The organism is Pseudomonas fluorescens (assembly GCF_902497875.1).
GTDB lineage: Bacteria > Pseudomonadota > Gammaproteobacteria > Pseudomonadales > Pseudomonadaceae > Aquipseudomonas > Aquipseudomonas fluorescens_BR.
The window spans coordinates 54,970-81,040 of record NZ_CABVHY010000020.1; the positions used below are offsets into that span (position 1 = coordinate 54,970).

Annotated in this window: 25 protein-coding genes and 4 tRNA genes; 11 read left to right on the plus strand and 18 right to left on the minus strand. The window is 58.8% G+C overall.

The window, feature by feature from the left end:
- Window positions 1–6: 6 nt before the first annotated feature.
- The 4 genes from F8N85_RS20155 to F8N85_RS20170 all read right to left on the minus strand — a co-directional run bounded on the left by F8N85_RS20155 (window position 7) and on the right by F8N85_RS20170 (window position 2,441).
- Window positions 7–1,329 (minus strand): AAA family ATPase, encoded by a 1,323-nt coding sequence (locus F8N85_RS20155; protein WP_150805285.1) that lies wholly within the window; start codon window positions 1,327–1,329, stop codon window positions 7–9.
- A 14-nt stretch (window positions 1,330–1,343) separates the two neighbouring features.
- A complete protein-coding gene (locus F8N85_RS20160) occupies window positions 1,344–1,862 on the minus strand; it encodes a prepilin peptidase (RefSeq protein WP_150805286.1) in 519 nt (172 codons plus the stop codon).
- A gap of 25 nt (window positions 1,863–1,887) precedes the next feature.
- Window positions 1,888–2,094, minus strand: a complete 207-nt coding sequence (locus F8N85_RS20165; RefSeq protein WP_150805287.1) for a Flp family type IVb pilin — start codon at window positions 2,092–2,094, stop codon at window positions 1,888–1,890.
- Between the two features lie 140 nt (window positions 2,095–2,234).
- Window positions 2,235–2,441 (minus strand): Flp family type IVb pilin, encoded by a 207-nt coding sequence (locus F8N85_RS20170; protein WP_150805288.1) that lies wholly within the window; start codon window positions 2,439–2,441, stop codon window positions 2,235–2,237.
- Between the two features lie 421 nt (window positions 2,442–2,862).
- Here F8N85_RS20170 and F8N85_RS20175 point away from each other — a divergent pair, with 421 nt between their 5' ends.
- Window positions 2,863–3,747: a helix-turn-helix domain-containing protein gene (locus tag F8N85_RS20175; RefSeq protein WP_150805357.1), complete on the plus strand. Its 885-nt coding sequence runs from the start codon at window positions 2,863–2,865 to the stop codon at window positions 3,745–3,747.
- A gap of 123 nt (window positions 3,748–3,870) precedes the next feature.
- On the opposite strand, the gene F8N85_RS20180 is transcribed toward F8N85_RS20175, so the two are convergent.
- The 4 genes from F8N85_RS20180 to F8N85_RS20195 form a co-directional block, all read right to left on the minus strand.
- A tRNA-Asp gene (locus F8N85_RS20180) sits at window positions 3,871–3,947 on the minus strand.
- 19 nt (window positions 3,948–3,966) lie between these two features.
- Window positions 3,967–4,042: transfer RNA gene (locus F8N85_RS20185), tRNA-Val, on the minus strand.
- A 167-nt stretch (window positions 4,043–4,209) separates the two neighbouring features.
- Window positions 4,210–4,286: transfer RNA gene (locus F8N85_RS20190), tRNA-Asp, on the minus strand.
- A 19-nt stretch (window positions 4,287–4,305) separates the two neighbouring features.
- Window positions 4,306–4,381: transfer RNA gene (locus tag F8N85_RS20195), tRNA-Val, on the minus strand.
- 162 nt (window positions 4,382–4,543) lie between these two features.
- Here F8N85_RS20195 and rdgC point away from each other — a divergent pair.
- Window positions 4,544–5,464, plus strand: a complete 921-nt coding sequence (gene rdgC / locus F8N85_RS20200; RefSeq protein ID WP_150805289.1) for a recombination-associated protein RdgC — start codon at window positions 4,544–4,546, stop codon at window positions 5,462–5,464.
- A gap of 268 nt (window positions 5,465–5,732) precedes the next feature.
- Window positions 5,733–6,047, plus strand: a complete 315-nt coding sequence (sugE, locus tag F8N85_RS20205; RefSeq protein ID WP_150805290.1) for a quaternary ammonium compound efflux SMR transporter SugE — start codon at window positions 5,733–5,735, stop codon at window positions 6,045–6,047.
- Between the two features lie 140 nt (window positions 6,048–6,187).
- Here sugE and F8N85_RS20210 read toward each other — a convergent pair whose 3' ends face one another.
- The 4 genes from F8N85_RS20210 to F8N85_RS20225 all read right to left on the minus strand — a co-directional run bounded on the left by F8N85_RS20210 (window position 6,188) and on the right by F8N85_RS20225 (window position 11,064).
- Window positions 6,188–8,062 (minus strand): MFS transporter, encoded by a 1,875-nt coding sequence (locus tag F8N85_RS20210; protein WP_150805291.1) that lies wholly within the window; start codon window positions 8,060–8,062, stop codon window positions 6,188–6,190.
- An 83-nt stretch (window positions 8,063–8,145) separates the two neighbouring features.
- The gene (locus tag F8N85_RS20215) at window positions 8,146–9,297 is read right to left on the minus strand and encodes a TDT family transporter (protein ID WP_150805292.1); all 1,152 of its coding nucleotides are present in this window, start codon (window positions 9,295–9,297) and stop codon (window positions 8,146–8,148) included.
- Between the two features lie 147 nt (window positions 9,298–9,444).
- Complete coding sequence (locus F8N85_RS20220) at window positions 9,445–9,756, minus strand: cupin domain-containing protein (RefSeq protein ID WP_150805293.1); 312 nt, start codon at window positions 9,754–9,756, stop codon at window positions 9,445–9,447.
- Between the two features lie 99 nt (window positions 9,757–9,855).
- Window positions 9,856–11,064 carry an MFS transporter gene (locus F8N85_RS20225; RefSeq protein WP_150805294.1) on the minus strand — a complete coding sequence of 403 codons (1,209 nt, stop codon included), beginning with the start codon at window positions 11,062–11,064 and terminating at the stop codon, window positions 9,856–9,858.
- A gap of 91 nt (window positions 11,065–11,155) precedes the next feature.
- On the opposite strand from F8N85_RS20225, the gene F8N85_RS20230 reads away from it, so the two are divergent.
- Both F8N85_RS20230 and F8N85_RS20235 read left to right on the plus strand, forming a co-directional pair.
- Entirely contained in the window at window positions 11,156–11,701 is a 546-nt protein-coding gene (locus F8N85_RS20230; RefSeq protein ID WP_150805295.1) for a TetR/AcrR family transcriptional regulator, read from the plus strand.
- Between the two features lie 227 nt (window positions 11,702–11,928).
- Window positions 11,929–15,399: a PAS domain-containing hybrid sensor histidine kinase/response regulator gene (locus tag F8N85_RS20235; RefSeq protein WP_150805296.1), complete on the plus strand. Its 3,471-nt coding sequence runs from the start codon at window positions 11,929–11,931 to the stop codon at window positions 15,397–15,399.
- Window positions 15,400–15,643: 244 nt separating this feature from the next.
- Here F8N85_RS20235 and rmuC read toward each other — a convergent pair whose 3' ends face one another.
- A complete protein-coding gene (gene rmuC / locus F8N85_RS20240) occupies window positions 15,644–17,008 on the minus strand; it encodes a DNA recombination protein RmuC (RefSeq protein WP_191636221.1) in 1,365 nt (454 codons plus the stop codon).
- A 175-nt stretch (window positions 17,009–17,183) separates the two neighbouring features.
- Entirely contained in the window at window positions 17,184–17,507 is a 324-nt protein-coding gene (locus tag F8N85_RS20245; RefSeq protein ID WP_150805298.1) for a sel1 repeat family protein, read from the minus strand.
- A 978-nt stretch (window positions 17,508–18,485) separates the two neighbouring features.
- Here F8N85_RS20245 and F8N85_RS20255 point away from each other — a divergent pair.
- The 3 genes from F8N85_RS20255 (at window position 18,486) to F8N85_RS20265 (ending at window position 20,881) form a co-directional block, all read left to right on the plus strand.
- Window positions 18,486–18,710: a hypothetical protein gene (locus F8N85_RS20255; RefSeq protein ID WP_007898912.1), complete on the plus strand. Its 225-nt coding sequence runs from the start codon at window positions 18,486–18,488 to the stop codon at window positions 18,708–18,710.
- A 271-nt stretch (window positions 18,711–18,981) separates the two neighbouring features.
- Window positions 18,982–19,464, plus strand: coding sequence for a hypothetical protein (locus F8N85_RS20260; protein ID WP_150805299.1), 483 nt, complete (start codon window positions 18,982–18,984; stop codon window positions 19,462–19,464).
- A 145-nt stretch (window positions 19,465–19,609) separates the two neighbouring features.
- Entirely contained in the window at window positions 19,610–20,881 is a 1,272-nt protein-coding gene (locus F8N85_RS20265; protein WP_150805300.1) for an OmpP1/FadL family transporter, read from the plus strand.
- Window positions 20,882–20,968: 87 nt separating this feature from the next.
- On the opposite strand, the gene F8N85_RS20270 is transcribed toward F8N85_RS20265, so the two are convergent.
- From F8N85_RS20270 to F8N85_RS20280, 4 genes are read right to left on the minus strand one after another with little or no spacing between them, the layout of a single operon-like run.
- A complete protein-coding gene (locus F8N85_RS20270; RefSeq protein WP_150805301.1) occupies window positions 20,969–21,520 on the minus strand; it encodes a glutathione peroxidase in 552 nt (183 codons plus the stop codon).
- A 55-nt stretch (window positions 21,521–21,575) separates the two neighbouring features.
- On the minus strand, window positions 21,576–21,698 hold the full coding sequence (locus tag F8N85_RS35465; protein ID WP_263596381.1) for a hypothetical protein: 123 nt from the start codon (window positions 21,696–21,698) through the stop codon (window positions 21,576–21,578).
- Window positions 21,695–22,903: an MFS transporter gene (locus F8N85_RS20275; RefSeq protein WP_150805302.1), complete on the minus strand. Its 1,209-nt coding sequence runs from the start codon at window positions 22,901–22,903 to the stop codon at window positions 21,695–21,697. The genes F8N85_RS35465 and F8N85_RS20275 overlap by 4 nt, the downstream gene beginning before the upstream one ends.
- Before the next feature lie 52 nt (window positions 22,904–22,955).
- Window positions 22,956–23,360 (minus strand): MarR family winged helix-turn-helix transcriptional regulator, encoded by a 405-nt coding sequence (locus F8N85_RS20280; RefSeq protein WP_150805303.1) that lies wholly within the window; start codon window positions 23,358–23,360, stop codon window positions 22,956–22,958.
- Window positions 23,361–23,796: 436 nt separating this feature from the next.
- On the opposite strand from F8N85_RS20280, the gene F8N85_RS20285 reads away from it, so the two are divergent.
- The 3 genes from F8N85_RS20285 to F8N85_RS20295 all read left to right on the plus strand — a co-directional run bounded on the left by F8N85_RS20285 (window position 23,797) and on the right by F8N85_RS20295 (window position 26,066).
- Window positions 23,797–24,573, plus strand: a complete 777-nt coding sequence (locus tag F8N85_RS20285; protein ID WP_150805304.1) for an ABC transporter substrate-binding protein — start codon at window positions 23,797–23,799, stop codon at window positions 24,571–24,573.
- Window positions 24,574–24,664: 91 nt separating this feature from the next.
- The gene (locus F8N85_RS20290) at window positions 24,665–25,354 is read left to right on the plus strand and encodes an ABC transporter permease (protein WP_150805305.1); all 690 of its coding nucleotides are present in this window, start codon (window positions 24,665–24,667) and stop codon (window positions 25,352–25,354) included.
- 13 nt (window positions 25,355–25,367) lie between these two features.
- The gene (locus F8N85_RS20295) at window positions 25,368–26,066 is read left to right on the plus strand and encodes an ABC transporter permease (RefSeq protein ID WP_150805306.1); all 699 of its coding nucleotides are present in this window, start codon (window positions 25,368–25,370) and stop codon (window positions 26,064–26,066) included.
- The last annotated feature ends 5 nt before the right edge of the window (window positions 26,067–26,071 follow it).

The window sequence follows — 26,071 nt, forward strand, 5'->3', positions numbered from 1 at the left end:
ATCTCCTTATCCAAGAAAGTCGAGCTGGACGAAGTAGTTGTGCCAGGCCCATTCCAGTTCCTGCGGCGACAGCGGCCCGGAGCCGCCCAGGTAACGCTGACGGTCGAGCGCCATGCTCAAGAGGTCGCGGGGATGGCAAGGAACCAGGGGCATGCTTTCTGGTTCGTACAACTCCTGCAGCACATGACGCAGCAGCAGCGGGTCATAGGGGATGCCCAGCCGCTCGCTTTCCTGGCGCCAGATGCGTTCGTATTCGTCGGGTTTGAGGTAGCCGAATTGCAGCTTGTAGCCAATTCGCCGCAGGAACGCTTCATCGGCCAGCTCCAACGGGTTGAGGTTGGTGGAGAACACCAGGATCAGGTCGAACGGCAGCTCGCAGTGCCGCCCACCGCCGAGGTTGAGGAAGTCGCGCTTCTCCTCCATCGGCACGATCCAGCGATTCAACAGCTCGGCCGGGGCCATGCGCTGACGGCCCAGATCGTCGATGATGAACAGGCCATTACTGGCCTTGAGTTGCAAGGGGGCCTGATACTGGCGGGTAGATGGGTCGTAACGAACGTCAAGCTGCTCCATGCTCAATTCACCGCCAGTGATGATGATCGGACGTCGGCAGCAGAGCAGTCGACGATCGATCCCTTCATTGAGCAGCAAACTATTGAGTTGTTCGTCAGCCTCCAGACGCTGGTGTATCTGGGGATCGAAGATCTCGATCACCGCGTCGTTGATCGCGATGGCATAGGGCACCCAGATCGCTTCGGCAAACAGCCGGATCAAGCGGCTGCTGATATAGGTCTTGCCGGTACCCGCCGGCCCGTAAATCATCACCGCGCGCCCGGAATTCATGGCCACGCCCAGTTGGTCGAGCATGTTTTCGGCGAGTACCACCGAGTCAAAGGCATCCTGCATATCACGCGCGTTGATGCGGCCATGGTGAATGGTTTGCGCCCTGAGCAGGGAGCGGTAGGCGCTCACCGGGAAGGGGGCTGCGCCGATATAGCCACTGCGCGACAGGGCATCCCGGGCGGCGCTGCGGCCGCGCTCCGTCAAGCCGTAGCGTAGCGTCTGGCCACCGACCTGGCCGAGAACCTCGACCCGGCCGTCCCTGCGCAGGAACGTCAGAACCTCTTCCAGTACCGCACCGGTCAGCGCCAGGCGCTCCACCAGTCGCGGCATATCCAGCACGCCAGCGTCGTGCAGATGCTTGCAGACCAGATCGCCGAGAAAATTGTCCGCCAGGCCGGTCTCAAGAACAGTGCGCGGCTGCGGAGCGAGTTGCTGCACCGCTTCCCGCTCGCTGGGGTAACCGTTGCTGTCGCTGAAGGCGTACATAATATTCTCCCGAACTACTGGTTGAAGGGCAGCCAGAAGACGCTGGTCAAAGTGCCGAGCAGGATCGCGACCGAATAGGGGAAAGGCTTGCCTGCCACTTCATCCTCCAGGGGCGCCAAATAGGCCCTTGCTCTCAACATCAGCCAGTAACGCCCTACCGTCCGTCGTATCTGGCCACGCACCAGCACAATCAAGAACCCGCACAGACCACCGGCCATCAGGCTGTAAAGCGCAGCCCAGAGTGCATCCTGCGGAGTGAGAAAAGCGCCGACCATGGCCATCAGCTTGACATCCCCGGCGGCCATCCCTCCCACGGCGTACATTGGCAGGAACAGACCGAAACCGATCAGCATCCCAAGCGTGCCATTGCCCAATCCGCTAAGGCCGGCTGCCTGCACCTGGCTGGTCAGCCCCAGCGCCAGCCCGAGCAGGACCATCAGGTTCGGGATACGGTGGCGGCGAAGATCGCTCGCCACCGCATAACCCAGCAGCCCTAGCAGCAAAACGGTGGTAAACATCTGCTCTAAGGACATCGCTGCTACCCCCCAGTGGAATGATCTAGCAAGCGGCGCCCGCAGCTGCTCCGACACCCACCGCTTTGTGCAAGCACTCGATTTTGGAATTAACGTTTGTTCCTAGTGTTACGAATGCGGCCACCGCAGCCACCGTAATCAACCCACCTGCCACCGCATACTCCACAATGGTCAGGCCATCTTCGTCTTTAACGAACTTCAGCATTGAAGTCTTGATCGATTGGATATTCATGTTGTCCGCCTCACTCGGTTTTTATAGTTGGTAGTGCAGTGGTGGCGCAGATCGTTCACCACCGCATACCTAGCAGCCCTAATAACAAAACAGTGGCGCTGTCTATTCCGTGAGCATCGCTGCATTCCTTATGAAACCTGCTAGCAAGCGGTGCCCTTAGCTGCTCCGACACCGACCGCTTTGTGCATGCACTCGATTTTGGAATTAACGTTTGTTCCTAATGTTATGAATGCAGCCACCGCAGCTACAGTAATTAACCCACCCGCCACCGCATACTCCACAATGGTCAGACCATCTTCGTCTTTGATGAACTTCAGCACCGAAGTCTTGATCGATTGGATATTCATGTTGTCCACCTCACTTGAGTGTTGTTCTTCAAGGGCGGCGCTGAATGCACTGCCTGGTTCAAACCTTAGTCAGGGGGCAACGGTAGGGTTAGGAGGTTTTTGCTTATCGCTAGGACTTTTTTGCTGTCATTGCCAGCACAACAAAAAACACTTAGGGCACCGCCTGAGTAACGGCAAGCGTAATCAAGGGAATAACTTACGAATGATTCTGCAACTGATTCGCAAGCGACGAGCGGTCGATCCGAGGCAGATCGAAAATAACTGTAAAGCCCCCGTAACATTGGCGCTCAACGATGCATAGAACCAAACAAACTAAAAAAATATTTTTATATATGAATTTGATCATTCAGATGATGGCAAAGTGACAATACTGGAAAACGAAGTAGAAAAAAAAATGAGGCACGGAACTCGAGGTATGAAAATGATGTCTGCCTCAGCCAGAAAACCATTTCTTTTATGGCTCGATCTCACTCGTGATCAATCGACCGAAGAACTGATCGCGCAATTTCGCTCAACCTGCGATTGCCGGCTGACCAAAGAATCCGCTTTGCTCAAGCAGGATTATGGCCAACAACAACCGGACATGATCTGCATACATTTTGATCGTCCCGACATGCAGGGCCTCAGTCTGTTGCTGGAGATCAAACGCACCCTGCCCTCGGTGCCTATCGCCATGTTCACCGTACAGCACTCCGAAGAGCTCGCCGTGTGGGCCATGCGTTCTCGTGTGTGGGAGTACATGGTGCTGCCCCTTTCAGGCACCGAGAAGAGCCGCTTTCTGCATGCCCTGGAGCAGCTCTGCGAGCTGCGCCGCAACTCTGGTTTCCACCCCAGGAAGCCGCACATCGAACACGGCCCTTCCCTGCCGGAGAGTATTCGGCTGACCGCGGAACACCAGAAGCACCAGGCACTCAATAAGGTGCTGCTGTACATCGACCAACATTTTCAGGAGAGCATCGACCAGAAGGAACTGGCGAAGCGCTGCGGCATGACAACATTCCGTTTCAGTCGCCTGTTCAAGGAAGTGAATGGTCTTGGGTATATGGACTACATCCTGAGCAAACGCATGGACTACGCCAGGGAGCTGCTCGACAACAGCCAGATGCCCATCACCAGCATCGGCTATGAGGTCGGTTTCAAGGACCCTTCCTACTTCGCCCGGGCCTTCAAGCAATTCGCCGGTTGCACGCCCAGCGAATACCGCCAGACGCGCCGTTGCGGGGCGTCTGTAACAGCAAAAGAAACCGTATTTGATGTGATACCGCCAGCGGTAATCGACAGCCTGCAACATTGCCTCGAAGCCTGACGCGCCGATCTGGAAACCTCAGGATGATCCTCGGACAAGAAGCCAAATTCCAGACAGCAAAAAGCCCGCACAAGGCGGGCTTTCTGTGGTGACCTGGCGTTCAGCGTTCCAGGTTACCGAATATGGCGCAGCGGACGGGACTCGAACCCGCGACCCCCGGCGTGACAGGCCGGTATTCTAACCGACTGAACTACCGCTGCGCGTAACACTTGAAGCGAATGGTGGGTGATGACGGGATCGAACCGCCGACCCTCTGCTTGTAAGGCAGATGCTCTCCCAGCTGAGCTAATCACCCTTCACTTTCGGTGTAGGCGCATTCTCTCACAAAAATTCATAACGTGCTGATTTAAATAAAAAAATATTCAAATCAGTTAGAACCTTGCAAAATCCGGACAGCAAAAAGCCCGCACTAGGCGGGCTTTCTGTGGTGACCTGGCGTTCAGCGTTCCAGGTTACCGAATATGGCGCAGCGGACGGGACTCGAACCCGCGACCCCCGGCGTGACAGGCCGGTATTCTAACCGACTGAACTACCGCTGCGCGTAACACTTGAAGCGAATGGTGGGTGATGACGGGATCGAACCGCCGACCCTCTGCTTGTAAGGCAGATGCTCTCCCAGCTGAGCTAATCACCCTTCACTCTCGGTGTGGCGCGCATTCTACGGAGCGCCCCGTACTCTGGCAAGCACTTTTTAAAATAATTTTTTCATGCCTTCCAAAGGCTTAGCTAAGGGTTGGCCTATTACGCTTCGAAGAGAATAATGCCCTCCTTTTGCATATAAGGAGAGATTCACCCCATGTGGTTCAAAAACCTGCTTATCTATCGCCTGACCCAAGATCTGCCTTTTGATGCTGAGGCGCTGGAAACTGCACTGGCCACCAAACAGGCGCGTCCATGTGCAAGCCAGGAGTTGACCACCTACGGTTTCGTCGCGCCGTTCGGCAAAGGCGAAGATGCGCCTCTGGTGCACGTCAGCCAGGATTTCCTGCTGATCGCCGCGCGCAAGGAAGAACGTATTCTGCCGGGCAGCGTCGTGCGTGATGCCCTGAAGGAAAAGGTCGAAGAGATCGAAGCCGAGCAAATGCGCAAGGTCTACAAGAAGGAGCGCGATCAGCTCAAGGATGAAATCATCCAGGCCTTCCTGCCCCGTGCCTTTATTCGTCGTTCGGCCACATTTGCTGCCATCGCGCCGAAACAGGGGCTGATCCTGGTCAACTCGGCCAGCCCAAAACGCGCCGAAGACCTGCTGTCGACCCTGCGTGAAGTGATTGGCTCGCTGCCGGTACGTCCGCTGACCGTGAAAATGGCACCGACCGCGACCATGACCGACTGGGTAAAAACCCAAAAGGCTGCCGACGGGTTTTTCGTCCTCGACGAATGCGAGCTGCGCGATACCCACGAAGACGGCGGCATCGTCCGTTGCAAGCGTCAGGACCTGACCAGCGACGAAATCCAGCTGCACCTGAGCACCGGCAAAGTGGTGACCCAGCTATCCCTGGCCTGGCAGGACAAACTGTCTTTCGTGCTCGACGACAAGATGGTGGTCAAACGCCTGAAGTTCGAAGACCTGCTGCAGGATCAGGCGGAACAGGACGGCGGCGACGATGCCCTCGGCCAGCAGGACGCCAGCTTCACCCTGATGATGCTGACCTTCGGCGAATTCCTCCCGATGCTGGTCGAAGCATTGGGCGGCGAAGAGACTCCGCAGGGGATCTGAATGCACTAATGTGCGTTCGTCGAATCGGCGGCGCCTATTGGCCCTGGGTGTGGTCGCGCACTTCGTGACCATACCGGGGGTGGCCTGGTTGCTCTGCCAGAGCGAAAAGCAGGACCGCGAACTGAGCGCTCGGCAAGCGGCAGACTGATCCGTAAAACTTGATCCCCAGGTTAATATTGGGCACTATCTTGCCCATCGCGAGGACGACCTCGCGGCTCAATCGAGTCATAAATCTGGGGACGACCCCGTCATTCGATGGAGGTCTTCCATGTCCTGGATCATTCTGTTTTTTGCCGGCCTGTTCGAAGTTGGCTGGGCCGTCGGCCTGAAATACACCGACGGGTTCAGCCGCCCTGTGCCCACTGCCCTGACCGTTGGCGCCATGGTGATCAGCCTTGGCTTGCTCGGCCTGGCCATGAAAGAGCTACCGCTGGGCACCGCTTATGCGATCTGGACCGGGGTCGGTGCGGTCGGCACGGTGATCGCCGGGATCATTCTGTTTGGTGAGTCGATGGCGCTGTTTCGGCTGGCCAGCGTGGCGTTGATCATTGCCGGGTTGGTTGGGCTCAAGGTTAGCGCTTAGGCCACTACCGCTATCGCGAGCACGCTCGCTCCCACATTGGATTGATCGTGTGCCTACTATTTGTGGCTCAACATAAATCTAATATGGGAGCGAGCTTGCTCCGGGCGGCGATCCGACGATGAGGCCCGCACAAGCACCGACTATCTAACTGCCCCCCGCAACTCCCCAACCAAAGCCTGCAACTTCGCAGGCTCCGCCACCTCGGTCGCCACCGCTGGCCCCGCCACCAGGGTTACTCGCGACCACAGCCGACGGAACAGCCCCTTGCCCGGATCGCGACTGAAGAAACTCCCCCACAGCCCCTGCAAGGCCAATGGAATCACCGGCACCGGTGTTTCTTCGAGAATCCGCGTCAACCCACCCTTGAACTCATTGAGCTCGCCATCGGCAGTCAACTTGCCTTCCGGAAAAATGCACACCAGTTCGCCGTCCTTCAGGTACTGGGCGATCCGCTTGAAGGCGCTTTCGTATATCTGGATATCCTCCTGGCGCCCGGCAATCGGGATAGTCCCGGCGGTGCGAAAGATGAAGTTCAGCACCGGCAGGTTGTAGATTTTGTAATACATCACAAAGCGAATCGGCCGACGTACCGCGCCGCCAATCAGCAAGGCGTCGACAAACGACACATGGTTGCACACCAGCAGCGCCGCGCCTTCGTCAGGGATCAGATCCAGGTTGCGATGCTCGACGCGGTACATGGAGTGGCTGAGCAGCCAGATCATGAAGCGCATGCTGAACTCGGGAACGATTTTGAAGATGTAGGCGTTCACCGCGATGTTCATCAGCGACACCGCGAGGAACAACTGCGGGATCGACAGCTCGGCCAGACTCAACAAAACAATCGAGACAATCGCCGAGATCACCATGAACAAGGCATTGAGGATGTTGTTTGCGGCGATGACCCGCGCCCGCTCATTTTCCGCGGTGCGCGACTGAATCAGCGCGTACAGCGGCACGATATAGAAACCACCGAAAATCCCCAGGCCCAGGATATCGATCAACACCCACCAGGCCGGGCCCGTGCTAAGCACCGCAATCCAGTCGTTGGCCTGGACGTTCTGTACGATACCGCCGGAGTGCCACCACAGCAGCAGGCCAAACACCGTCAGGCCGAACGAGCCGAACGGGACCAGGCCAATCTCCACTTTGCGCCCGGAGAGTTTTTCGCACAGCATCGAGCCGGTCGCGATGCCCACCGAGAACACCGTAAGAATCAGCGTCACCACGGTTTCATCGCCATACAGCCATTCTTTGGCGTAGGCCGGAATCTGCGTCAGATAAATCGCCCCGACAAACCAGAACCACGAGTTGCCGATAATCGAGCGGGACACTGCGGGTGTCTGCCCCAGGCCCAGGCGCAAGGTGGCCCAGGACTGGCTGAAAATGTTCCAGTTCAGGCGCATCTGCGGAGTAGCCGCTGCAGCCCGGGGTATGCCGAGACTGGCCAGATAACCGAGCACCGCAACTGCGACGATAGCGGTAGACACGATCGGCGCGTAATGACTGGAGGACATCATGATCCCGGCACCGATGGTCCCGGCCAGGATTGCCAGGAAGGTGCCCATTTCCACCAGACCGTTGCCACCCACCAGCTCCTCTTCGCGCAACGCCTGGGGCAGGATCGAGTACTTCACCGGGCCGAACAGCGCCGAGTGGGTCCCCATGGCGAACAGCGCCACCAGCATCAACCACAGGTGATCGAACATAAAGCCCACTGCACCGACCGCCATGATCGCGATTTCACCGAGCTTGATCAGGCGGATCAATCTGTCCTTGGCGAACTTCTCGCCAAATTGCCCGGCCAAAGCCGAGAACAGAAAGAACGGCAAGATGAACAGCAAGGCGCAGAGGTTGACCCAGATCGAGCGGTCCCCCTCGATCGTCAGCTTGTACAGAATGGCGAGGATCAGCGACTGCTTGAAGATATTGTCGTTGAATGCCCCAAGGGACTGGGTAACAAAAAACGGCAGAAAACGCCGTTTGCGAAGCAAAGTGAACTGCGAGGGGTGACTCATCTTCCATGTCCCTGAGTGGCTTGAATGCTGTTATTGGAATATCGATCTTCGATCCAGGCCACAACCTTAGCTAAACTTCGCCGTTATTTTGTTAATCCTGCAATACAAGGTGAAACAAACAGCTCCCCTCGATAGGCACCCTGCACGGTTCGTTTCGAGACAATCAGCCAGAGGAGCGCCAATGCCGCTACCAGAGCGCTGCCAAAAACACTGAAAAACGTCAGGTTCAGGGTGGTCGCCAGCTTCAGCGTGGACAATGAATAGACGCCCAGCGGGAAGGTAAAGCCCCACCAGCCAAGGTTGAGGGGAATCCCCTCACTCAGGTAACGCAGGGTTATCAGCAGCGCGCTCAGCAGCCACCAGAGCCCGAACCCCCACAGCGTGATCCCGGCCACCAAGCCGAGGCCTGCGGCTATTTCGCCGATGCCTGACAACCCGTTGGCGCCGAAGATTGCCGGCGCATCCGCGCCCAGCAGCAACATGCCCAGCGCTCCGGTGCCAATCGGCCCGAGGGCCAGCCAACTCGAGGCGGCCATGCTCTCGTGGGGCAGTTTATGCAAGGCCATGCGCAGCAATAAGATAGTCAGAATGCTGAAGGCCACCGGCAGCGAAAACGCCCATAGCACATAGCTGGTGACCAGCACCACCAACTGCCCATGGGCATCCGGCAGATGCGGGGCCAGCAAACCACCACTGGCCGCTGCGACTTCCGCGGCAACCACCGGCAGCAGCCAGACTGCCGTCATCTGGTCGATGCTGTGTTCCTGACGGGTGAACATCAGGTAGGGAATCAAAACCCCGCAAGCCAGCGACATGACTACATCCAGCCACCACAGCACCTCGGCCAGTTGCACCACGCCCTCCCCCCAACGTGGCACGCCGAACAGCAGAAAGCCGTTGATGATGGTCGCCAGGCCCATGGGGATGGTGCCGAAAAACATCGACACCGTGGAGTGCCCGAAAATTCGCCGCGCCTCGTCGAAGAACAACAGCCAACGGGCCGCATAAAGGCCGCAGAACAACACGAACAGCAGAATATTGAATAACCACAAACCCTCGGCAACCGCCCGCAGGCCGGGGCTTTCAACCGGCAACTGGGCCAGGGCCAACGCGAGCACACCGGTGCCCATGGTCGCGGCGAACCAGTTGGGGGTGAAATGACGGATCGCTTCGCGCGGGTGCTGCAAATGGCTCAATGGCCGCAAGCCGGATCTGACGCTGTTGGTGCATGTCATGCTGAACTCCTGTCCTCTGCGTGAGGTGGAATTCATGGTAGAAGCAAATCGAATATCTATATAACGGGTAATATCTCTAACCGTTATCTGTTTAACCGATATAGAACCTGGCGGCCTTACGGCCCATTCGTTACTTCACACAGGCCACTAAACACTGCCCTGCGATTCGACCACTAGAATCCGCGCCGGGCCCAACGGATGGGCGACATGCTCGGTGCCGACACTGGCATAAAAAATGTCGCCCACCTCGAGCAAGGCAACCTGCTCCACCCCGTCCTCGCGATAGTGCATCCGTACTTGCCCATCCAACACCACGAAGACTTCCTGGCCATCGTTGGTGTGCCATTGATAGGGTTGGTCGGTCCAGTGCAGCCGCGTAGTAATGCCGTTCATGTTGGCGATAGGCAGCGCTGCCCAGGCGTGGGTGCCGGTGAAGGATTTACTGCGAATGATCTTCATGGGGAGTCCTGTCCTTTACCTGGAGTCTGGAGCGCTTGAGACCAAGGCTCCAGTGCCCACAATGCCACAGCCTGCACACTTTCCCCCCGGCTCAATCGTTCATGGATTACCGGCAACCGCACACACCTTCGCCGGCCGCTGCAACATCAAGCCCAACAGCGCCCCGAGGGCCAGCAGGATCAACAGTGCGCCGTATCCATCCGTGGTCGCGATCAGGCCAAAGCTGCGCGTCAGGCTTCCCGCGAGCAACGACGGCAGGCAGAACGCCAGGTAACTGAGCACATAAAACGCCGACATCAACCCGGCGCGCTCATGAGGCAAGGCCAGCGGCACGACGCTGCGCAAGGCCCCCAGAAAACCTGCGCCGAAACCACTGCCGGCCACCAGCGTGGCCAAGAAAAACAGCGGCAGGCTGGCGCTGTGCACAGCACTCAGGATCAACGCAACACCAATGGCCAACAGGCTCGCCCCCAGGCGCAGCACTTTGTCGGCGGGGCGATTGCGCAAAGTGAAAATCGCCAGCGCCCCGCTCAGGGTCAACACCGCCACGAGCCCGCCACCGATCAGATTCGAGGTCGAACCGGTCGCAGCGCGGACCAGGGACGGCGCCAATGACAGGTAAAAACCGCCCATGGCCCAGACCGCGACATCCACCGGCAAGGACAGCCATAACGCCCGCCGTGCCTGGGCGGGCACATGCAGGGTTGGTCGCAGCGACGCCCAGGCACCCGGCTGCCGACTGACGCTTTCCGGCAGACGCCAGACATACAACGCCTGCAGCGCAAACAAGCCGAACAGCATCCAGTAGGCCAACTGCAAGGGTTGCGGCGCGTACTCCACCAACAGACTGGTACCCAGCGCGCCGCACGCCATGCCCAGCAACGGCGCCACGCTGTTGACCAGCGGCCCTTGCTGGCGATCGGTGTCGAGCAACGCGGCTCCCAGCACGCTGGTCGCCATGCCGGTGGCGAAGCCTTGCAGCACCCGCGCGGCAATCAGCCAGGCAACACTTTCGGCATTGATAAACAGCAACATTGCCAGCATATCCAGCAGCAGCGCGACGAAAATCACCGGTTTGCGTCCGAGGTAATCCGACAGCGAGCCGACTGTCAGCAAGGCTGCCAGCAGACTCAGGGCGTAGACCCCAAAAATCAGGGTCAGGGTCGCCGAAGAAAACTGCAGCGCCTCCTGATACAGGTGATACAAAGGCGTTGGCGCGCTTGAGGCGGCCAGAAAACCGAGCAGCGTAATTGCCAGGAACAGCAGGCTGGAACGATTGGCTACCGGCGTATCGGTGGAACTGGACATGGGCACGCTCCGCTAAAGCTAATTTATTGCTTTTGCGAAGTGTGCTACTGGCCCAGGCTTAAAGCAAATTCTTTGTGTTAAGGTTCGACCTATGGCGATTAAAGAAGGTTTACGCCCGGGTGGCCGCAGTGCCCGGGTGCAGGAATCGATTCATTCAGCGGTCCGCGAACTCCTCGAAGAGCAGGAGCGCTCGACTGTGACCGTGCCGCAAATAGCCGCTCGCGCGGGCGTCACGCCCTCGACCATCTACCGGCGCTGGGGCGATCTTTCGATGCTGCTCGCCGACGTCGCCCTGGCCCGCATGCGCCCCGACAGTGAACCGGCCAATACCGGCAGCCTGCACGGCGACCTGCGGGCCTGGGCGGAACAGTATCTGGACGAGATGAGCTCCGAACCGGGCCGCCATATGCTGCGCGACGTGCAATGCAGCGCCACGCCGGGTTATTGCGTGAGCATCATCAGCGGGCAATTGCAGATTATTCTCGAGCGTTACCGCGATAGCGCTGAAACGCTGCCCAGCGTCGACCGGCTGATCAATATGGTGGTAGCGCCAACGGTGTTCCGGATCCTGTTTTCGGCGGCGCCGCTGGAGGTGGAAGAGCTTCATCAGTTGATCGATATCGCGTTGCATCAGTAAGGCCCAATCGCGAGCAGGCTCGCTCCCACATGATCTGCGCCTGACGCCATTCCTGTAGGAGCGAGCTTGCTCGCGATGAGGCCGGTACAGGCGACGAGGATGCAATTGAAACTCCCCTGCGACACCCGGCCGCGCTGAGACCTTGGTCGACACTGACGAATCCCGGCCATCATGCGAGACTGTCTGACCGGGCTGAATTGCCCGGGCGTCTTTTGTCTGGAGTTTCCATGTCGCTGTCCAGCGGGCTGATCGCCGCCGTCGCCCTGGCCTATATGGCCATCCTGTTCGCCATCGCCTTCTACGGTGACCGTCGCAGCGCGCCGCTGCCACCGCGGATGCGTGCCTGGGTCTATAGCCTGTCGCTGGCCGTCTACTGCACCAGTTGGACCTTCTTCGGCGCGGTGGGCCAGGCGGCCGAACAACTCTGGTCGTTCCTGCCAATCTACCTGGGGCCGATTCTGTTGCTGGTGCTGGCGCCCTGGGTGCTGCAAAAGATGGTGATGATCAGCAAGCAGGAGAACATCACCTCCATCGCCGACTTCATCGCCGCCCGTTATGGCAAATCGCAGTCGCTGGCGGTAGTCGTCGCGTTGATCTGCCTGGTCGGGGTCCTGCCGTACATTGCCCTGCAACTCAAAGGCATCGTGCTGGGCGTGAACCTGTTGATCGGCGCCGGTCCCGACGCCATGGGCACCCGCGCCCAGGACACAGCGCTGATCGTTTCGCTGGTGCTGGCGCTGTTCACCATCGTGTTCGGTACCCGCAACCTCGACGCCACCGAACACCACCGCGGCATGGTGCTGGCAATCGCCTTCGAATCGCTGGTCAAGCTGTTCGCCTTTCTGGCGGTCGGCGCCTTTGTCACCTATGGCTTGTACGACGGCTTCGACGACCTGTTCGATCAGGCCATGCTCGCGCCGCGTCTGGAGCAGTACTGGAAAGAAACCATCAACTGGCCGTCCATGGTGGTGCAGACCGGCGTCGCGATGATGGCGATCATCTGCCTGCCACGGCAATTTCACGTCACAGTGGTGGAAAACATCGAGCCGCAGGACCTGCGCCTGGCCAAGTGGGTGTTCCCTGCCTACCTGGCGCTGGCCGCACTGTTTGTGGTGCCGATCGCCCTGGCCGGGCAGATGCTGCTGCCCAGTTCGGTGTTGCCCGACTCCTTCGTGATCAGCCTGCCGCTGGCCCAGTCCCATCCGGCGCTGGCGCTGCTGGCATTTATCGGCGGCGCATCGGCTGCCACCGGGATGGTGATTGTCGCCAGCGTGGCACTCTCGACCATGGTTTCCAACGACATGCTGCTGCCCTGGCTGCTGCGGCGCAAAAACGCCGAGCGCCCGTTCGAAGTATTCCGCTACTGGATGCTCTCGGTACGCCGGGTGAGCATCGTGGTGATCCTGTTGCTGGCCTACGTCAGCTATCGCTTGCTCGGCTCTACCGCGAGCCTCGCGACCATCGGCCAGATCGCCTTCGCCGCGGTCACCCAACTGGCGCCGGCAATGCTCGGCGCGCTGTATTGGAAACAGGCGAACCGCCGTGGGGTATTTGCCGGCCTGGCTACCGGGACCTTCCTCTGGTTCTACACCCTGGTCCTGCCGATTGCCGCCAACAGCCTCGGCTGGTCGCTGAGCAGTTTTCCCGGCCTGACCTGGCTGCATGGCAACCCGCTGAACCTGCCCATCACTCCGCTGACCCAGGGCGTGGTGCTGTCACTGGCGGGTAACTTCACGCTGTTCGCCTGGGTTTCGGTGCTGTCGCGTACCCGGGTCTCCGAGCACTGGCAGGCCGGACGGTTTATCGGTCAGGAAATCAGCGCGCGCCCCAGTTCGCGCTCGATGCTGGCGGTGCAGATCAACGACCTGCTCGCCCTGGCGGCGCGTTTTGTCGGTGAAGAACGGGCGCGCCAAAGCTTTATTCGCTTCGCCTATCGCCAGGGTAAAGGCTTCAATCCGAACCAGAATGCCGATGGCGAATGGATCGCCCACACCGAGCGCCTGCTGGCCGGTGTACTCGGAGCATCCTCGACCCGCGCGGTGGTGAAAGCCGCCATCGAAGGCCGGGAGATGCAGCTTGAGGACGTAGTACGGATCGCCGACGAAGCCTCGGAGGTGCTGCAGTTCAACCGTGCCCTGTTGCAAGGTGCGATCGAGAACATTACCCAGGGCATCAGCGTGGTCGACCAATCGCTCAAACTGGTGGCCTGGAACCGACGTTATCTGGAGCTGTTCAACTACCCGGACGGGCTGATCAGCGTTGGTCGACCGATTGCCGACATCATTCGCTACAACGCCGAGCGTGGCCTCTGCGGCCCCGGCGAAGCCGAGGTGCACGTGGCTCGGCGCCTGCATTGGATGCGCCAGGGCCGGGCGCATACTTCCGAACGATTGTTCCCCAACGGACGGGTGATCGAGCTGATCGGCAATCCGATGCCCGGCGGCGGTTTCGTCATGAGTTTTACCGACATTACCGCGTTCCGCGAAGCCGAAAAAGCGCTGACCGATGCCAACGAAGGGCTGGAACAACGGGTCACCGCGCGGACTCATGAATTGTCGCAACTGAATGTCGCCCTGACCGAGGCCAAGGGCACCGCAGAGCTGGCCAACCAGTCGAAAACCCGCTTCCTTGCCGCGGTCAGCCACGACTTGATGCAACCGTTGAATGCCGCCCGACTGTTCTCCGCCGCCCTTTCCCATCAAGAAGAGGGGCTTTGCGCCGAGGCGCAGCAGTTGGTGCATCACCTGGACAGTTCGCTGCGCTCGGCCGAAGACCTGATCAGCGATCTGCTGGACATGTCGCGCCTGGAAAACGGCATGATCAACCCGGATCCCAAGCCGTTTGTCCTCAACGAATTGTTCGATACCCTCGGTGCCGAGTTCAAGGCCCTGGCCCAGGAGCAAGGCACGAAATTTCGCCTGCGCGGCAGCCATTTGCGGGTCAACAGCGATATCAAGCTGCTGCGGCGGATTCTGCAGAACTTCCTGACCAACGCCTTTCGTTATGCCAAAGGCCCGGTGCTGCTGGGCGTGCGACGCCGCAACGGGCAACTCTGCCTGGAAGTCTGGGATCGCGGACCAGGCATTGCGGAAAACAAACGGCGGGTGATCTTTGAAGAGTTCAAACGCCTGGACAGCCACCAGACTCGCGCCGAGAAAGGCCTGGGCCTGGGTCTGGCCATTGCCGACGGGCTTTGCCGGGTGCTGGGGCATCAATTGCAGGTACGTTCATGGCCGGGTAAGGGCAGCGTGTTCAGCGTCAGTGTGCCGCTGGTTCACGCAAAATTCAGCGCCCCGGCCAAGGTCGCCGAGCACAACGGTCAACTGCTGAGTGGCGCGCACGTGCTGTGTATCGACAACGAGGACAGCATCCTGATCGGCATGAATAGCTTGCTGACGCGCTGGGGTTGCCAGGTCTGGACCGCACGCAATCGGGATGAATGCGCAACGCTGCTCGGTGAAGGCATTCGCCCGCAGCTGGCACTGGTGGACTACCACCTGGATGACGGTGAGACCGGGACCGAGTTGATGGCCTGGCTGCGCACCGAACTCGGCGAACCGGTGCCGGGGGTGGTGATCAGCGCCGATGGCCGACCGGAAATGGTCGCCGAGGTCCATGCGGCCGGCCTGGACTATTTGGCTAAACCAGTGAAACCGGCGGCGTTGAGGGCATTGTTGAATAGGCATTTGCCGTTGTAACGCGGCAGATTGGGAGTGGAACATTACACACCTGTGGCGAGGGGGCCTGCCCCCGTTCGGCTGCGAAGCAGTCGTAAAGTCGATGGATGCGGTGTGCCTGATACAACACATTTGTAAGTTTTAGGGCCGCTGCGCGCCCCAGCGGGGCGGTGCGGCGTTCCGACAAGCCCCCTCGCCTCAGATATCCACCCGGCTGAAGTATCGCGTTAACTGACTGGTGCCGCTCAAACCGGCATGCGCTCCCCTACTCCGGCAATTCCGCCATCCCGTCCACATCGGTCATCGCTCGCTCCAGCAGGTCCGCCGGCAGGCTTTTGCTGGCCCGAGCGCCGAGTAACTTGAGCTGCTCGCTGCGGCTGATCAGATTGCCGCGGCCTTCAGTCAGTTTGTTGCGTGCCGCACTGTAGGCTTTGTCCAGTTGCTGCAGGCGGTTGCCGACTTCGTCCAGGTCCTGGATGAACAGCACAAACTTGTCGTACAGCCAGCCAGCCCGCTCGGCGATTTCCCGGGCGTTCTGGCTCTGGCGTTCCTGTTTCCACAAGCTGTCGATGACCCGCAACGTTGCCAGCAAGGTGGTCGGGCTGACGATGACAATGTTGCGGTCGAAAGCTTCCTGAAACAGGTTCGGCTCCGCTTGCAATGCCGCCGAGAAAGCCGCTTCGATCGGCACGAAAAGCAGTACGAAATCCAGGCTGTGCAGGCCTTCCAGACGTTTGTAGTCCTTACCGGCCAGGCCTTTGACATGGTTGCGCAGAGACAACACGTGCTGCTTCAAAGCGACCTGGCCGATCACCTCGTCATCGGCAGCCACGTACTGCTGATAAGCGGTGAGGCTGACCTTGGAATCGACCACTACCTGCTTGTCGCCGGGCAGCATGATCAGCACGTCCGGCTGAAAACGCTCGCCATCCGGGCCCTTGAGGCTGACTTGGGTCTGGTATTCGCGGCCCTTTTCCAGGCCCGCATGTTCAAGCACTCGCTCGAGAATCAGCTCACCCCAGTTGCCTTGGGTTTTCTGGCCTTTGAGGGCCCGAGTCAGATTAGTCGCCTCGTCACTCAGACGCAGATTCAACTGCTGCAGACGCTCCAGCTCCTTGGCGAGGGAGAAGCGCTCGCGAGCTTCGGCCTGATAGCTTTCTTCAACGCGTTTTTCAAACGACTGGATGCGTTCTTTCAGCGGATCGAGCAACTGCCCCAGGCGCTGCTGACTGGTTTCGGCAAAGCGCTGCTCACGCTCATCGAAGATTTTTCCGGCCAGTTCCGCAAACTGTGCGCGCAGCTCATCCCGCGAGCCTTGCAGGTCACTCAGGCGTTGTTGATGGCTTTCCTGCTGTTCACGCAGCTCGGCGTTAAGCGACGCTGCCTGAGCGTCCAGGCGGCGTAACTCGGCCTCCTTGCTGCTGCGCTCCAGGTTCCAGGCGTGGGCTGCGTCGCGCGCGTTGTCACGCTCGATCTGCAACAGTTCGACCTCACGGCGAACCGCGGCCAGATCCGCTTGTTTAGTGGCATTGGCCTGGCTCAGGTCGCTGATTTCATCGCGGCTGGCATCGAGCTGGGCATTGAGTCCCTCTTGCGCCAGTTGGGCGGTGCTCAGACGTTCTTCGAGCAACGACAGCTCGGATTGTCGGGCACTCAGGCGTCGCTGAACGTGCCAAACCCATACTAATAGCGGCAGCGCAGCACCCGCCAGCCCCAGCAATACGCTGGTCAAGTCCATCGCCATAACCACTCCTGCCGTTAGGGTAAAGCCTGAAGGTTAAACAAGGCGTGGGGCCAGGAACAGCTCAGTCTTCGATCTGACCCAGTTCGCGCTGTGCACACCGATCACCTGCGCGGGCGGCCTGGCGCAGCAGATCATGACCGATCCGCCGATCCCGGGCACTGCCGCATTCGCGACACATCAATTGGCCCAGACGACTTTGCGCAACGACCACGCCGTCACGGGCCGGCTGCTTGAGCAAACGTCCGGCGAAGTGCTTGATATTCCGGTTGTCAGCCAGGCGCGGGCTGTCGAGCAGCCACATGGCGACACGCAACGACAGGCGTTGGGGTGGGCTGACACCTGGAGGTGTGGAGGCAGCAGAGGATGGTATTGAACGAAACTTCATAAAGCACTGTGGGGTAGATCGGAAGGCGCGCCACTCTACTCCTTTTTTCGTACGGGTAAAGCCGAAAAAAATCCTGCACGCCCGTGCTAGAGCAAGCGCTTGGGACAATCCACAGAAGCTGTGGATAACTCAGTGGACAACCGTCCCGCAACTCGCTCAAACCCCCATGGAACGGGGCCCGCAGTCAAACTGACGATTTTTTCACCAGTAAAAAAAAACGATGTTTTTCATTGACTTAAATTTTCACTGAAGGCAGAGACCTGCTGTAAGGCTGAAGTGACAGTGCTGTAACACGCCGCGCATCGATTGTGCACAAGTACCCAAGAAGCAGTTATATCAACCCACTTTTTTGGCACGTTCTGCAGGAGAAAACCGAAGGAGGAGCGTGACCGCCAGCACTTTCCAACTGCCACCCTTACAGACATTCGGGCCTTGCATCGGCCAGATTCTGTGCTATTTGATCTCCCTGCCGCGGGGCCTGATTCGGCGATGTTTTTTGCCGAACACGGTTTTTTTGCTTGGCACGCTTCCATTCTGAAACTCAATCCGTTACTATCCGCGGCGTTAGTACCAAGCTGAAAGTCAATTACGGTCGAACAAGTCCCCCGGTATACCTTCCCTAAAGAGAAGCTTCTACCGACAACACGGGATCGACCACCTCGATGGTTTCCAGGTATCACTTGCGACGACACTGCCTTTGATCGAAAGCAAAGGGTGTTGCGAAGTGCTCATACTCTGACCGAACCAACCTGCAGATTGATCAGGATCTTCACCCCGGGCCCAGAACCTTTGCCCTTGATGTGCTGCCTGCCCTCCTAAGTACCTACCTGCCAGCCCAAGCGCACATAAATCAAAGTGCTTCTAACTGGCTGCTTTGTTCCAGTCGGGTTCTTCGTTCGACCAACGGTGGTCGACGTTACTGGAACGTTTTAACGTTGCACGGTTCTTATCCGTGTCATTTGTAGGAACACCATAACCATGTCGACTCAAATTCACACTCAGGATGCCATTCGCACCCTCACCAATGCTTTTGCTCCAATGAACTGCCTGATCATGGCCGCTCGCAAAGGCTGCTTCAGCTTCACCCTGGTCAACGAACACGGCATCGCTCGTCACAGCGAACGCCTGTACCCCGATCAATACTCCAGCGCCGAGCCGCTGCAGGCCGTGATCGAGCGTACCCGTCAGGCACTGGTTGCCTGATACGCCAGAACGCTGAAAATTCAAAACCCTGCCTCAACCGCAGGGTTTTTTATTGCCTGAAGTTTCTGCTCCTACAGGAATGGCTTAAGCACCAACAGATATAACGGTTATAACTCGAAGCCGAAAATATTTTAAAAACAGTCCTTTACGGCACGAATATGACACTACACTTCAACTCAAGCGGCATGAACCGCTTACGGCGAGACTGAACTTCCCCACTGCTGCCAAGCCGCTCAGATCTCGCCACTCATTCACGCGTCTGGAGGGCTGTATGGGTATCGCCGCCAGCGAGCTGTGCCGTTATGTGATCCGCCCGACGCTGATTTACCTCGGGTGCCACAGCCCGACCGCCGAATCACTGCTACTGGGTATTGCCGCCAGCCAATCGGCGCTCGGCTCCGCCCTGCATGACCGCCGCGGACACGGCCTGTACCGGATTGCCGAACCTCGCCATCAGGCCCTCTGGGACCATTACCTGGCGCTGGATCCCGAACGCGCCAGCCTGGTTCGCGGCCTTGCCAGTCAACATGCCTTTCTCAAAGGACCGCACCTGGAGCTCACGGTCAACCTGCGTTACGCCACTGCCATCGCCTGGCTGCTGGTGGAGGAACAAAACACCCCCCTGCCCGAAGCGGATGATTTACTCGCAATGGCCAGAATCTGGCGACAGACATTTCACCCTCAAGGGCGCCTCAGGGACTTCACCTGCGCCTGGCAAACCTGCATATCCCTTCCCAATGAAATTGCCTGCTGACAGGCGATTTTGCAACATCGCGCAATAAACCGTAAACCTGGTCCGATTGTCCTACAAAACCGCTCTATCTCAAGCGATACAGCCTATAGCGCTGGAGCGAAAATGTTGGTAATTTTCGCCCCGGTGATCACCAAGAGTTCTAATAATGAAAAAAGTAATGCTCAAAACCACGCTTAGTCTTGCCGTTACGTTGGCATCCACCCAGATCTTCGCAAGTGGCTTTGCCGTCAACGAACAAAGCATCAGCGGGATGGGCACTGGATTCGCCGGACGTTCTTCTTCTGCCGATGATGCAAGCACAGTATTTGGCAACCCTGCCGGCATGTCGCGCCTCAAGCGTGAACAAGTCACCGGCGGTGCCGCCCTGATCGATGCCTATACCGACATCCACGACGCCAGTTCCAGCCCTAACAGCGGCAGCAACAAAGGCGACATGGTGCCGCTCATTGCCGTCCCCATGGGTTACTACGTCAAGCCAATCGATGAGCACTGGACTGTAGGTTTCGGCATGTACGCGCCGTTCGGCCTGGTAACCGACTACGAGAACAACTTTGCCGGTCGATATTTCGGCAGCAAAAGCGAAGTCACGGTCCTGACCCTGCAACCGACCATCAGCTATGCGTTCAACGACAAGGTGTCGATCGGTTTTGGTCCGACCATCAACCGTATTGACGGCGCCCTGGAATCCAATCTGTCGATTACCCAGGCCGCGCCGGATGGCAAGGTCAAGATCGAGGGTGACGACACCGCGCTGGGCTTCAACGCCGGCGTCCTGGTGCAAGCCACCGACAGCACCCGCGTCGGCCTGACCTATCACTCGAAAGTGAAGTACAAGCTCGAAGGCAACACCAAGGTGAACTATGGCGTGCTGGGCCTGATCGGCCAGAACAGCAGCCAGAAGTATGACGCCTCGCTGGATATCACCACCCCCGAGTCCGTGGATTTCTCGGTCACCCACGCGCTGAACGACCAGTGGACCCTCTACGCAGGCAGCACCTGGACCCGCTGGAGCCGCCTGAAAGAGATCACCGTCGAGAACGAGGGCGTGCCACCGATGCTGGCTGGACAATTCGGGACCATCACCGAAGAGCAGAACTGGCACAACACCTGGGCTCATGCCATTGGCGCGTCCTATCAGTTGAACAAGCAATGGGTACTGCGCGGTGGTGTGTCGGTTGACCAGGCGCCAACCAACAACGTCGATCGCTCTCCGCGCATCCCGACGGGTGACCGGAAGGCCTTCAGCCTCGGCGCCGGCTGGAGCCCGACTGAGGATCTGACCATTGACGTCGCCTATTCCTACCTCAAGGAAGACGATGCCAAGATCAACAACAGCAACAATCGTGGCCAGTCGTACAACGCCAAGTATGAAAACTCGGCAAACGGCTTCGGTGTAGGCGCAACCTACAGGTTCTGATTGCCTTTGATCCTGAACGGATCGCCAGTCGAACCCAAAAAAGCCTCGCACTCTGCTACAGAGGCGGGGCTTTTCAGTGGGCGTCGATCAGGGTTTTGAAGCCAGGGCCTTTTCCACCGCGGCGATAAATTCTGGATTATCGGGCTTGGTCAGGCTGGAAAAGTTGGCTATCACCTTGCCCCGGCGGTCGACCACGTATTTGTAGAAATTCCATTTCGGCGCGCTGCTCTGTTGCGCCAGGATCTTGAACAAATGAGTCGCATCCGGACCGCGGACTTTTTGCGGTTCGGTCATGGTGAAGGTCACGCCGTAGTTCACGTAACAGACCTTCGCCGTCTCGGCACCGTCCTTGGCTTCCTGCTTGAAGTCATTGGAGGGCACGCCGACCAATTCCAGGCCTTGCTCCTTGTAGTTTTGATACAGCGCCTCGAGCCCTTTGAACTGTGGGGCGAAGCCACAGAAGCTGGCGGTATTGACCACCACCAGCGGCTTGCCGGCAAAGCGCTCGCACAGATCAATGGACTCCTTGGCGTGCAACTTGGGCAATGAGCCTTGCAACAATGGCGGGCAATCGGCTGCCAGAGCCGAGCCACTGAATGCCACGAATAGAGCTGGAACCGCAAGCCAGCGCATCAGCATGTTCAATGTCCTTGAAAGGTCGTCAAACTGCGAAGTTACTCGCCAAGAGGCACGCCTAGCAAGCACCCATGCCCAGCTGCATCAGCGCCAGGCCGCCCTGCTGCCAGCCCCACCAGGCCAACGCCAGGAGCAAGGCCCCGAGCCCCAGGCCGACACACCAAGGCCAGATCCTGTTCATGCCGCACTGACCTGTGCTTGCAGACGCGCAACCGGACGTTCACGTACCGGCCAGTTCAACGCAGCCGCCAGCAGGCTCAAGAGAATCGCCGCCTGCCAGATCAGCTCATAGCTGCCGGTTCGATCATAGACAACCCCACCCAGCCAACCGCCGAGGAACGAACCCAGCTGATGGAAGAGGAACACGATGCCGCCGAGCATCGACAGGTTGCGCACGCCGAATAGCGTCGCCACCGTGCCGTTGGTCAAGGGCACGGTCGACAGCCACAAGAAGCCCATGGCCATACCAAACAGATAAGCGCTGACCTGGGTCACCGGTGCCCAGAGGAATAGCCCGATCACCACCGCGCGCAGCAGGTACAGACCGGTCAGCAGCCGTGGCTTGGACATCCGCCCACCGAGCCAGCCAGCGGTGTAGGTACCGAAGATATTGAACAGGCCGATCAATGCCAATACCGTGGTGCCGGTCGCTGCCGGTAGATGCTGGTCTACCAGGTACGCCGGCAAATGCACGCCGATAAACACCACCTGAAAGCCACAGACAAAAAAACCGAACGCCAGCAACCAGAAGCCGGAGTGCGAACAGGCCTCGCGCAAGGCTTCGGACAAGGTTTGCTCATGACCGGCCCGCGGCAGTGGATTGTCCTTGAGCATACTCACCAGCGGCACAATCAACGCCACCAGCAGACCCAGTACCAGCAGGGCTGCCGACCAGCCAAGCCAGCCGATTAATCCGAGGGTTCCCGGCAACATGGCGAACTGACCGAAAGAACCGGCGGCACTGGCGATACCCATGGCCATGCTGCGTTTCTCGGGAGCAACGGCACGCCCGACCACCCCCAGAATCACCGAGAACGAGGTACCCGACAGGCCGATACCGATCAGTAAGCCAGCGCTCAGCGATAACGACCAGGCCGAGTCAGACAGCCCCATGAAGACCAACCCGAGGGCGTACAACACCCCGCCGACCAACACCACTTTCGCCGCACCGAAACGGTCGGCCAGCGCACCGGTAAAGGGTTGTGCCAGGCCCCAAATCAGGTTCTGCAAGGCGATGGCGAACGCAAACACTTCCCGTCCCCAGCCGAAATCGGCACTCATCGGCGCCAGAAACAGCCCAAAGCCATGCCGCACCCCCAAGGACAATGCCAAGATCAGCGCACTCCCGAGTAGAACCCAACCGCTGGTACGCCACATCGATGTCATTATTGTTCTCCGATAGCGGGTATATACCCGCTTATGCTCGTACTAAATGCCTTCAGGACAGTTCGTCCAGCAAGGCCAGTAAGGTTTCGCGCTTCTCTGCACCCAATCGTTCGATTAAACGCTGTTGCGCCGCTTCCCATGCCGGCAACGCCGCCGCCAATCGCTCTTGCCCGGCCTCGGTAAGCAACACCACGCGATTACGATGATCTTCACCTTCGACCAGGGTCACCAGTCCTTCGCCTTCCAGCACCCGCAAGTTGCGGCCCAGAGTGCTGCGGTCCAGGCCCATGGCGTGCGCCAGGGTCGAAATACTTGGCTGATCCAGGCGTTGCAAATTGCACAGCAAAGAATACTGCGCAACGTTGATCCCGAAGCCGTCGAGAGCGCCGTCGTAGTGCCTGCTGACGCCTCGAGCGGCGCGACGCAGGTTGGTACACAAACATTGAGAGGGAAGCATGGTGCGTGTATATACCCGCGGTTGCCGGAAAGCAAGTTTCAATTGCTCGAGAGTAGCCCTCGCAACCGCCAACTCCCATGCTCAAGACGGGTTTCGGTTGATGACACGCTCTCTCCCAGCGCATGTCAAAACACCGCTCAGACAAACGGTCGGGCGTCGCCATTCGGGCCTTTCAAACCTTATTCGATCAGGTTCTGCGTAACCCTCCCACGGGCGAACGGCTCGCCAATCACGCCTCGTAACGACACAAACATTTTCATAAAATTGATTTATGAAATAAAACGTGTCATTTATAGCCCCGACAGATCACCAGAGCGATCCGGCGAGCCAGATTGCAGGCATACACCCTCGTCACCGTTGCTTTCCCCGAAATTCGCTTTTGCCGAGCCATTTCGGGTGTCGACCATCCAAACGCCCCAACACAGGAGTCAACAATATGAACAAGACAGAACTTCTAGGTGCTCTGGCACTTTGCGCCTTCAGCCTCCTCGCCCACGCCGACGAAGACAGCCTGCGGATCGGGATTGAGGCCGCTTACCCACCGTTCTCCTTCAAGACTCCGGAAGGCAATGTCAGCGGTTTCGACTACGACATCGGCAACGCCTTGTGCGAAGAGATGAAGGTCAAATGCCAATGGGTGATCCAGGAATTCGACGGCATGATCCCCTCGCTCAAAGTGCGCAAGATCGATGCGGTGCTGTCGTCGATGTCGATCACTGAGGATCGGCTGAAGTCCGTCGACTTCAGCAAAAAGTACTACCACACCCCGGGCAAGTTCGCGATGAAGGCCGGCAACGTGATCAACGACCCTTTGGTTGATCTCAAAGGCAAGAAAGTCGGAGTACAACGCTCCTCGACCTACGACCGTTTCGCCTCCGAGCAACTGGAGAAAGCCGGGGTCGAGGTGGTGCGCTACTCGGCTCAGAATGAAGCCTTCCTCGACCTGGTCTCGGGTCGCCTGGATGCCACCCTCGCCGACATCGTCAACACCGACGAAAGCTTTATCAAAACTCCGGCCGGCAAAGGGTTTGCGCTGGTAGGACCGGACATCAACGACCCGAAATACTTCGGTCGTGGCGCCGGGATCGCCGTGCGTAAAGGCGATAGCGTCAACGCTGCGCGCCTGAGCAGTGCGATTGACGCCATCCGCGCCAATGGCAAGTACCAGCAAGTGATGGCCAAGTACTTCGCCTTCGATATCTACGGCCAATAACCCTTCACCCGTAACCCCGGCGCCGGCCCGTGCAGGCGCCGTCTTTGGCTTGTCCCGCGCGCCTCCCGGCGCTGGTTTGAGGAACTTCATCATGCTTCACGGCTACGGATCGAGCATTCTCGATGGCGCCTGGCTGACTATAAACCTGGCCCTGACCTCCATGGCCATGGCCATTGCTTTAGGCCTGATCGGTGCTGCCTTTCGGCTATCGCCGCTCAAATGGCTGGCGATGTTGGGCGAAGGCTATACCACCCTTATTCGCGGCATCCCTGATCTGGTGTTGATCCTGCTGATCTTCTACGGCGGCCAGGACCTGGTGAACCGCATTGCCCTGGCGCTGGGTTACACCCGCTATATCGACATCAATCCGTTTATCGCCGGCGTCTGCACCATGGGCTTCATCTTCGGCGCTTATCTCTCGGAAACCTTTCGCGGCGCCTTTATGGCGATTCCCAAAGGCCAGGGCGAGGCTGGCGCCGCCTATGGCATGAGTAGCGCGCAGATGTTCTGGCGGATTCTGGTGCCACAGATGATTCGTTTCGCCATTCCCGGGTTCACCAACAACTGGTTGGTGCTGACCAAATCCACCGCGCTGATCTCGGTGATCGGCTTGCAGGACATGATGTTCAAGGCCAAGAACGCAGCGGACGCGACCCATGAGCCGTTTACCTTTTTCCTCGCGGTAGCGGCGCTTTATCTGATGCTCACCAGCCTGTCGTTGCTGGTGCTGCGTTACCTGGAAAAACACTACTCGGTCGGCATCAAAGCCGCCGAGCTGTGATTGGAGCGAACCGATGATTCTCGACTACAACGTGATTTGGGAAAATCTGCCGCTGTATTTCAACGGCGCCTTGCTGACCCTCAAGGTGCTGCTGATTTCCCTGGCCGTCGGCCTGGTGCTGGCCATTCCCTTGGCGCTGATGCGGGTCTCCCGCTCACCGCTGATCAACTTCCCCGCCTGGCTCTACACCTACGTGATTCGTGGCACGCCGATGCTGGTGCAGTTGTTCCTCATCTACTACGGCCTGGCGCAGTTCGAAGCGGTACGCCAGAGCGTGCTCTGGCCGTATCTGTCCAGCGCGACCTTTTGTGCCTGCCTGGCCTTCGCGATCAATACCAGCGCCTACAGCGCGGAACTGCTGGCCGGCAGCCTGAAGTCCACGGCCCACGGCGAGATCGAAGCCGCCAGGGCCATGGGCATGTCGCGCTTTACCCTGTATCGAAGGATTCTCCTGCCATCGGCCTTGCGCCGGGCGCTTCCGCAATACAGCAACGAAGTGTTGATGATGCTGCAAACCACCAGCCTGGCGTCCATCGTCACTCTGGTGGACATCACCGGCGCGGCACGCACAGTCAGCGCGCGGTTCTATCTGCCGTTCGAGGCATTCATTACTGCGGGTCTGATCTACCTGGTCCTGACCTTCATCCTGGTTCGTCTGTTCAAGCTGGCCGAACGCCGCTGGCTGGCGTACCTGGCACCCCGCAAGCACTAAGGAAT